We start from the raw sequence: 8,818 nt of genomic DNA, 5'->3' as shown, positions 1-8,818 counted from the left end.
TCAATCATTCATATTAAATTCGCTAATCTTATTTTTTTCAATTGGTATCAGCATTGAACTTAATCTTTTTCATGATCAATAGTGTTCTGATAGTTCATCTAATAGACAATTAGGACAAGGGTCAACTTCTTCCTCGTATGAGAACATAATTTTTAGTTTATGGCTTTCAGGTTCTATTTTAAAATATTTAATTTTAATTCCCTTGCTTAAATCACCAATTCCTAAACGACCATCACCATATGTAGATCTAAGATCTTTAACAAATAAGTAATCATAGTTTTGAAAATCCATTTTAGAATTAATGGTGTCAAAATTGAAGGTGTCTGTTCAAGGGAGGTATTTTTTTGATAATTCTTCTTCAGAAACTTTTCTGTTTTTTAATTATGGGTGAAAATATTCTTCCAATGCTTTAAAATATTTCAAATATTTTTCACGAGTTTGATCATCTAACCTAAGCGCTTGTTTTAATTCTCTTTCGTTTTTTAATAAACTAATAGATTTTAAATTATTTGGGTAATTTTTTTGTTCACTAAAATCGTGAATATAGCCTGAATCTACATACTTTGAATCTGGCAAATCAACTGTGGCATTTGGTAATTCTGGTTCATACTTTCACAGTCATTTTTTTGTAAATTTGTCTGAGCCGGAAATTCGATCATCTTTAATAACCTTATCTGATGATATGTGGGGATGAAAATTCTTTATTCTCTTTTCTATTTTTGCATTAACTCAAATACCTTCAAATATTCATTGAAAATCACTAAATGTAAAATTCATGAAATTTTAAGTGTTTAATTGTAAATAGTTTTTATCGCCTATCGTTGTTTTTTTATCAAATAAGCCAAAACCTTTTAAAATTCTCTTATCATCAAATGGAACATGTGGGCTTTGTTAACATATGACACGACACCCTTATTAATGTCTTTATTATAAAATTTTACAATATCTTTAGAAGTGCCTTTCTTACTAAATGGTGAAATAGGTTCTTCGGAGTACCCTTTATCATCAAATGATGCAGGTTCCTTAGGAGTATCTTTGTTGTCTAAAGTTGCAGGATCTTTAGGAATATCTTTATTTTACAAAGGTTCAGGTTCTTTTTGGATATTTTTATAAACCAATCCTGCGTTAGGAGAACAAGCAATAAATAGTGACACTGCTGAAACAGAAATTACTGGAGTCATTAATATTAAAAAAGTTTTTCATTTCATATATTTTGCTTTACTAGAAGTCAACATTATCTAATCCTTTCAACTTAGTAATTAAAATTTCTATTTTCAATTCTTACCTTCTTTTTTGAGTAGATAGTTATTATATTTACGCTGTTTAGCCAATTTTCTTTATGTATGGCAACAAAAGAAAAATAGCATAACTAATATTTCATTTTTATTTATGAAGTTCAAGGCTGTCTTTTTTTTGTGGATATAGAAACTCTAAGTCTAAGTTTCATTGGTTCATATCAAATGAATCAATACTATTTTTTTTAATAGGTATAAACATAGAATTTAATCTGTTTCATTCATACCTATATTCATATGTTGATGCACAAATCCCATAGCAGGTTTGTTTTTCAAAATCAAAACCTAAATTAATTTTTAATGTTTTATTTTCAGGATCAATATTATAAGAATTAATATTAACACCCCCATTTAAGTCAGCAATTTCATAGTTAATTGTACGAGTATTTAAAGAATAAAGATCTTTTGCAAATAAATAATCATAGTTAGCAAAATCCAATTTGGATTTGATTGTAGTAAAATTAAAAGTATCAGACCACGGTGTGAATTCTCTTAATAACTCCTCATCAGAAGGAGGTGTTTTATTAGGGTCTTCAAGAAGTATTTTGAAGTAATTTAAATATTTACTCTGGTCTTCTTGATTTAACCTTAACGAAGTTTTTAAGTCCTTTTCATTTTTAACGAGGCTTATTGATTTTAGATGGTCTGGGGAAGGTTTTTGTTCACTAAAAGTTCTTACTATGTTTTCAGATCAATAAAAACCATAATTATTATTAATTATTTTTTGCATTGAATCACCATATCTTCAATATTCTTTTATTAAAAATCTGCCAGCAAAATTTTTGCTACCATTACTATTATTTGATGATTTATCACGAGCATACGACCATTTTTTTTCTTTTTCATCATAGAAAATTTTAGACTTATCTAAATATCAATTTTCATTTAAATGATTTTCAAATACTCAATAAAAATCACTGAAAGTAAATCACTTATAATTTCAGGTGCTTATTTGTAAATATGGTTGATCATCTTGTGTTGATTTTTCAAAAATCGCAGCACCCTTTTCAATCTTTGGAAATATTGTGGGTTCAGGGTATTCTTTTTCTGTTCACGGCACAGGCACCTCTACAAAATGGTTTTTTTTAATAGGATCTACAAGTTTTGGTTTTCTAATTGGTCGAGAAGTTATGGGTTGATTTATCTGTGCAGGCTTTACAGGTTCTGGTTTATTTGGTATTTCAGTTGAACAAGCAACAGCAGTGATCAAAAAACCTAGACTTAATGATATAATGGAAAATAAAATAAATTTTCTTTTCATTTTATAACCTTGAGTATGTAAGAGCAATATCTAAATTTTTATCTTTTATTTCTTCTATTTTTTCAAAAGAAATATTAAAAGTATATAACCCTTTTTCCTTAGCACCAAATTCAACAGTTTTTGTATTTACTTTTTGCTCTTTACCATCACCATCATGAATTGCTGTTGCAGTTATTATTTCACCTGAATTATTCGGACCTTTTATTGATAAATTTACTGGTATTGCACCCTTAAAACTTTCGCCTGTACTCTTAAATGAAGAAATATTATGCCAAGTAATATTTACCCTAATTTTTTCATCTTTATCAAAATACAGGGATTTTTGATGGGGGTTATTTTTGGTGTTTTCAGGTTTTAATTTAAAATAATAAATATTTTTAAGTGATTCTCTAACCTTTGAAAAATCTGGATTTCCAAAACCAATATCAAAATTATAAACCTCGTTATTAACAACTGGTCCTTCATCTCTAATTGAAGAATATTTGAATTTTTTTGAATCTATATTTCTTGAACCCGAAATTAATGCACTTTTCATTATTAAAGAGTCATAACCTTTATCAAAATATGATGAATAATTACTTCTTAAAAGAGAAATTATACCTGTAATGCTTGGTGCTGAATAACTAGTACCTCGAACCGGTTTATCTTTATTACCATAATCTGAACCAGGTAAAAAAGTGTCAACAACAGATACTGATATGTAATTATCTTTGCTAGCACGTTCACTAAAAGGTTGAGCAGTATATGAGAAAGGATCGGAAATCGCCCCTACTATTATTGAATTAAGTGAAAGTCTAAAACTATCAGTAAATTTTTTATTTGCAGAATCATTTATAGGTAGAGCTTCTTTATCTGCATCGTTACCTGCTGCTTGCACGAAAATGACTTCAGGGTTTGCAATAATTGCATTATCCAATCATTGTGCTTCTTTATTATAGTTTATTTGATCACTGTCAGAAATTCCTCAACTTTTGTTAATGATATTAGCACCATTATTAATGGCTTTATTTATTAATCCAGGATATGAATTCCAAGTAAAACCAGCATCTGCGTATAAAGTAGCATAAGGATTTATTCCTTGCTTTCCAATAATTATTTCAGAAACATGATCTGCATGCTTGTCAACAACATTTTTTTCTTTAATGATGTCTTCTGATGTATAATCACTTGAATTTTTATTTAAGACACCAAGAAGTTCTAATACTGCAACCTTAGTTCTTTTACCGCTATATCAATTATCTCTAGCAGTTTTTCTTTCATTTTTAAGAACTTCTTCTGATAAGCCCATACTTTCATAGCGTGTACGGTTGCCTCATTTATACCCATTTCAGAAATTGCTTTCATCAGTTCACCTTGCTATAGTTGGTGCAGGTGCAGGATTTGGCTCAGGTTCAACTGGTGTTGGATCTGGAATAGGCTGGGGCTGTGAATAATTTGGAGTAGGTTGAGGATCTGGTTTTGGTTCAGGTTTAGGATCACTATGTTGGTTATTTGAAGATCACCAATCATAATAATATCCATCATCAAGTGGATTGTTCTGAGTAACAGCTTTTCATTTATTAATTGTTGTACCTGTTTCATAAGCATTTATTTGAAGTATGTCATCAGAATTATTTTTTCAATCTAACAATCGATTTGCTAGTATTTTAAAATCTTCTTGATCATCAAAAGCAATTGATAGTGTCAGAACATGTTCTGCATAAATATATTGTCTATTTTCACCTATTAAATTTTTAATAGTTTGCAAATAATTTTGAAGAGTGTCTTTATTTATGCCTGCAACAAATACAATATCAATTCTATTTGCACCATCTTCTATAATTTGCTCTTTATAGTTTAAAGATTGTGGTGCAATGATTTTGCTTTTTGAATAGTTTCAACCTAAATTCTTAGATATTTCTTTAATAGAAACTAATTTTTCGGTTTTTTCTGTAACATCTTTTATATTTTGAGTTGATGTTTCAATTGCTGAAACACTAGCTAAAGTTGATATAGTAAGTATACCAACAGATAATAGTGCTAGTGATAACTTGATTTTTTTATGTTTCATATTTACCTCTTTTTTTGAATAATTATTTAGTATTTTTTGTTTGTTTTTTAAAAGTTATCAATCATCAAAACGAACAACAAAAAACAGATTGATTACTTTCTTTTTTTACTTTTTTCTCCTCTTGCACAAATTATATGATTATTGTAAAAATGTCGTTTTATAAGATAAAAATATTTTTTAATAAAAGCATTTTTTAAAAAAAGAGTAAAATTAGAGATAGTCTAAAACTATGACAAAAATTCATAATTAAAGCCTCGTAAAATATGCTGTAAACTTCATTTCAGATGCTGTAATACGAAAATTTTATACGAATTTTATTGATAAATTAATTCTAAATTTCACTCATTCATATCAAATGAATTAATGCTATTTTTTGCTATCGGTATAAACATTGAATTAAGTCTTTTTCATAAACCAGTATATTCTATTAAATTAACTGGACAATCAAGACAAGGATCTATTTCTGAATCAAAACCAAATTTAATTTTTAGAGTTTTGGTGTTTAAATCAAATCCATAAGAATCAATATTAACTCCCTTACTTAAATCAGCAATGTTATCATGTGGACCACCCTTTAATGAATAAAGATCTTTAACGAATAAATAATCATAGTTGCTAAAATCCATGTTTTTCTTAATGGTATCCAAATTTAACGTCTTTGATCACGGTAAATACTTTTCAAGTATTTTTTCATTTGAAAGATCGGTTTTGTTTTTCTTTTGATTTTCATTTTCAATTGCTTTAAAGTAACTCAAATACTTATTCTGATCATCATCATTTAGTCTCAAGGCTTTTTTTAACTCTGCTTCATTTTTTACTAGACTTATTGATTTTAGGTAATTAGGATATGAATTTTGCTCACTAAAATTTCTAAGTCTTTTCGCAGTTTCACCACTATCATGGAGGCCTGTAAAACTAGGTAATGATTCGTAGTTTCAACCATCCTTTTTTAAAAATCTGCCAACACTGATTTTAGAATCTTCCTCCTCATTGTAATGATAAGGTCTTGGTTCTACAAATCTTCCATTGCTATTTTCGATTCAATAATTTTCAAATACTCAATAAAAATCACTAAAAGTGAATTTTAAATAACTTCAAGTGTTTAATTGCAAATACGGTTTGTTATCTGTTGTTGATTTTTCAAATAGAGCTGCACCTTTTTCAATTTCTGGTATTTTTACAGGGTCTAACTTTTTAGGTTTCTCAGGAGGTTCTGGATTTTCTGTTGTACATGCTACAGCAGTGATCAAAAACCCTAAACTTAATGTGATGGAAGAAATAATTAAATATTTTTTTCTCATTTTATCTCCTTAAGCATGTAAGCGCAATATCTAAATATTGCTTTCTTGTCTTTTCATCTTTTGAAAAAAACAGAGTTTTTTTAAAAGCAAATTAAACAGTTCTGAATTTTGCTTTTGGATCAATTTCAAATTTGTTTTTTATATATCAACATTCCTACTTTTTCAAAATAAAAAACTTATCGATAAGTTACTATTTCCAAATTTCAATCATTCATGTTAAATGATTGAATACTATTTTTTTTAATAGGTATAAGTAAGGAATTAAGTCTGTTTCACCCTCGTTTATATGAATAATCTATACAATAATTTCCATTACAAGATTTATCAAACTCTACAGCAAGATTCAGTTTTAATGTTTTACTTTCAGGTTCAACATCATAGTTCATAATATTAATGCCCCTGTTTCAATCATCTCCTTCAAAGTTATACGGAAAAGCATAAAGGTCTTTAGCAAACAAGTAGTCATAATTATTAAAATCAAGCTTAGACTTAATAGATTCAAAATTAAAATTATCAGATCATGGCATATATTTTTTCAATAATTCTTCATCAGAAATAGTAATTTTAGGATTATTTACATATCAATTATCACTATGAATTCGTTTGAAGTAATTTATATATTTATTTTGATCTTCATCATCCAATCTTAGGGATTTTTTTAAGTCATTTTCATTTTTTAAAAGACTTATAGTTTTTAAATAATCGGGGTAAGACTTTTGGTCACTAAAATCTCAAACCATTAATTCAGGATCAAAACCTGGTCAAACAATGCTTGTTTCATCTAGCCATTTTCCATATTTTCAATTATGTTTTAGTGAAAATCTTTTAGAATAAGATTCATTATTTTTAGATTCAGGTGAATGAACTCAATCACGAATGAATCAACCTGGATTTTTGGCATTATGATAAATTTGCGATTTATTAGGAAATTTCTTTCCAACTAAATAAGTAGGAAACAATCAGTAGAAATCACTAAAAGTGAAGTATTTATAATTTCATGTACTAAGTTTTAAGTATGGTTTATCATTGTTTGTTAACATTTCAAAGATTCGTGAATCTTGTTTATATCATTCTAATCAAGGTTTTTTTATTTCTGGAAAGGGTGGTGATTTTTCAATTGGTTTTGCTGGATATGGAAGGTTCCTTGGAGGAACTGGTTCAGGATTTTTAGGAGTTTCAGTTGAACAAGCAACTGCAGTAATTAAAAATCCTATACTTAGTGAAGTAACAGAAAACAAAAAATATTTTCTTTTCATTTTATAACCTTGAATAGGTAAGGGCAATATCTAGACCTTTATTTCTAGTTTCTTTATTTGTAAAAGAAACATTAAAGGTATAAACACCTGATTTTTTAATAGCAAACTCCATAGTTTTTGTGTTTGCTTTTTGCACATTACCTTTATCATCGTAAATATCCACTGCATTTATTGTTACTTTAGAATCATCTGCATTTTCTAGCGTTAAATTCAAAGGTATTGGACCTATAAAATCACCGTGTACAATTGAAGATATATTTAGTCAAGAAATATTAACTCTGTATTTTGAACCACCATCAAGATACACATATTTTTTATGTGGATTACTTTCAATATTTTCTTCTGTAAGATTAAAATAATCCAGATGTTCAAGTGATTCTCTAACACTTGCGTACTTTGGAGTCCCAAAACCTGTATCAAAATTATAAACATCATTATTAACAATGTATTTATCTTTTTTCTTAATACGAGCATATTTAAATTTCTCTGAAAATCTATTTCTTGCACCTTCAATTAATGCGCTTTTCATTATTAAAGAGTCTGCGCCCTCATCAAAATAAGATGGGTAATTACTTTTTAAAAGAGAAATCATACCAGTAACACTTGCGGCTGAAAAACTAGTGCCATCTACCCCATCATCTTCATCCCTAACATAAACTGAACTAGGAAAAAATGTGTCAACCGTAGAAACCGATATATAGTTATCTTTGCTGGCTCGTTCACTAAAAGGTTGTGCAGTATCTGATGTAGGATCAGAAATTGACCCTACTACAATAGAATTAAGAGACAATCTAAAACTGTTTGTATATCTTTGTGAATCTCAATTAGTTTTCTCATCCTTAGAAAGTAAATCTATATCTGCATCATTACCTGCTGCTTGTACAAAAATAACTTCAGGGTTTGCAATAATAACATTATCTAATCACTCAGCATCTTCATTGTAATCAGTATCATCATTTTCAGAAATACCTCAACTTTTATTAATGATTTTAGCTCCGTTTTCTATAGCATTATTTATTATTCCCCTGTATGATGTTCAATCAATTCCTGCATCTGCGTATAAAGTAGCATAAGGATTTATTCCTTGTTTGCCAATAATTATTTCAGAAACATGATCTGCATGCTTATCTGAGACATTCTTTATTGTGATAATGTCTCTAGATGTGTAAATACTTGAATTTTTAGATAGAACACCATTTGCCTCTATTACAGCAACTTTAGTTCTGTTACCTTTATATCAATTATCCCTTGCAATCCTTCTTTCATTGATAAGCTCATTTTCATCTAAACCAATATTTTGATAACGAATCTGGTTACCCCATTTATACTCATTTCAAAAATTGCTTTCATCAGTTCATCTTTCTATAGTTGGTTCTGGATCTGGCTCAGGTTCGGGTTCAACTGGACTTGGATATGGGGAAGGTGTCGTTGGTGGAGGTTGAGGATTCGGTTTTGGTTCGGGTTTAGGATCACTATGTTGGTTATTTGAAGATCACCAATCGTAATAATATCCATCATCAAGTGGGTTGTTCTGAGTAACTGCTTTTCATTTATTAATTGTTGTACCTGTTTCATAAACATTTATTTGAAGTATGTCATCAGAATTATTTTTTCAATCTAACAATCGATTTGCTAGTATTTTAAAATCTTCTTGA

The 8,818-nt window shown here is 28.5% G+C and carries 8 protein-coding genes; all 8 read right to left on the bottom strand.

Going from position 1 to position 8,818, the window contains the following annotated elements; all coding sequences use genetic code 4:
- A partial coding sequence (locus tag CJJ23_RS04805; RefSeq protein ID WP_143823648.1) for a hypothetical protein occupies positions 1–291 on the bottom strand: 291 nt, incomplete at its 3' end.
- 90 nt (positions 292–381) lie between these two features.
- Positions 382–777, bottom strand: a complete 396-nt coding sequence (locus tag CJJ23_RS04800; protein ID WP_095335208.1) for a hypothetical protein — start codon at positions 775–777, stop codon at positions 382–384.
- A gap of 299 nt (positions 778–1,076) precedes the next feature.
- A complete protein-coding gene (locus tag CJJ23_RS05105) occupies positions 1,077–1,235 on the bottom strand; it encodes a hypothetical protein (protein ID WP_180738043.1) in 159 nt (52 codons plus the stop codon).
- 148 nt (positions 1,236–1,383) lie between these two features.
- Positions 1,384–2,556 (bottom strand): hypothetical protein, encoded by a 1,173-nt coding sequence (locus CJJ23_RS04795; protein ID WP_095335207.1) that lies wholly within the window; start codon positions 2,554–2,556, stop codon positions 1,384–1,386.
- Between the two features lies 1 nt (position 2,557).
- Entirely contained in the window at positions 2,558–4,606 is a 2,049-nt protein-coding gene (locus CJJ23_RS04790; protein WP_095335206.1) for a S8 family serine peptidase, read from the bottom strand.
- A 314-nt stretch (positions 4,607–4,920) separates the two neighbouring features.
- Positions 4,921–5,907: a hypothetical protein gene (locus CJJ23_RS04785; RefSeq protein ID WP_095335205.1), complete on the bottom strand. Its 987-nt coding sequence runs from the start codon at positions 5,905–5,907 to the stop codon at positions 4,921–4,923.
- A 176-nt stretch (positions 5,908–6,083) separates the two neighbouring features.
- Complete coding sequence (locus CJJ23_RS04780; RefSeq protein ID WP_095335204.1) at positions 6,084–7,163, bottom strand: hypothetical protein; 1,080 nt, start codon at positions 7,161–7,163, stop codon at positions 6,084–6,086.
- Between the two features lies 1 nt (position 7,164).
- Positions 7,165–8,818, bottom strand: a 1,654-nt coding sequence (locus tag CJJ23_RS04775; protein ID WP_214608200.1) for a S8 family serine peptidase, incomplete at its 5' end; no start/stop codon positions are given.

Origin of the sequence: Mycoplasmopsis agassizii (assembly GCF_002276225.1) — a bacterium.
GTDB classification, from domain to species: Bacteria; Bacillota_I; Bacilli_A; order Mycoplasmatales; family Metamycoplasmataceae; genus Mycoplasmopsis_B; species Mycoplasmopsis_B agassizii_A.
The sequence above is the reverse complement of the archived record's forward strand: the minus strand, read 5'-3'. Positions and strand labels throughout refer to the sequence as shown.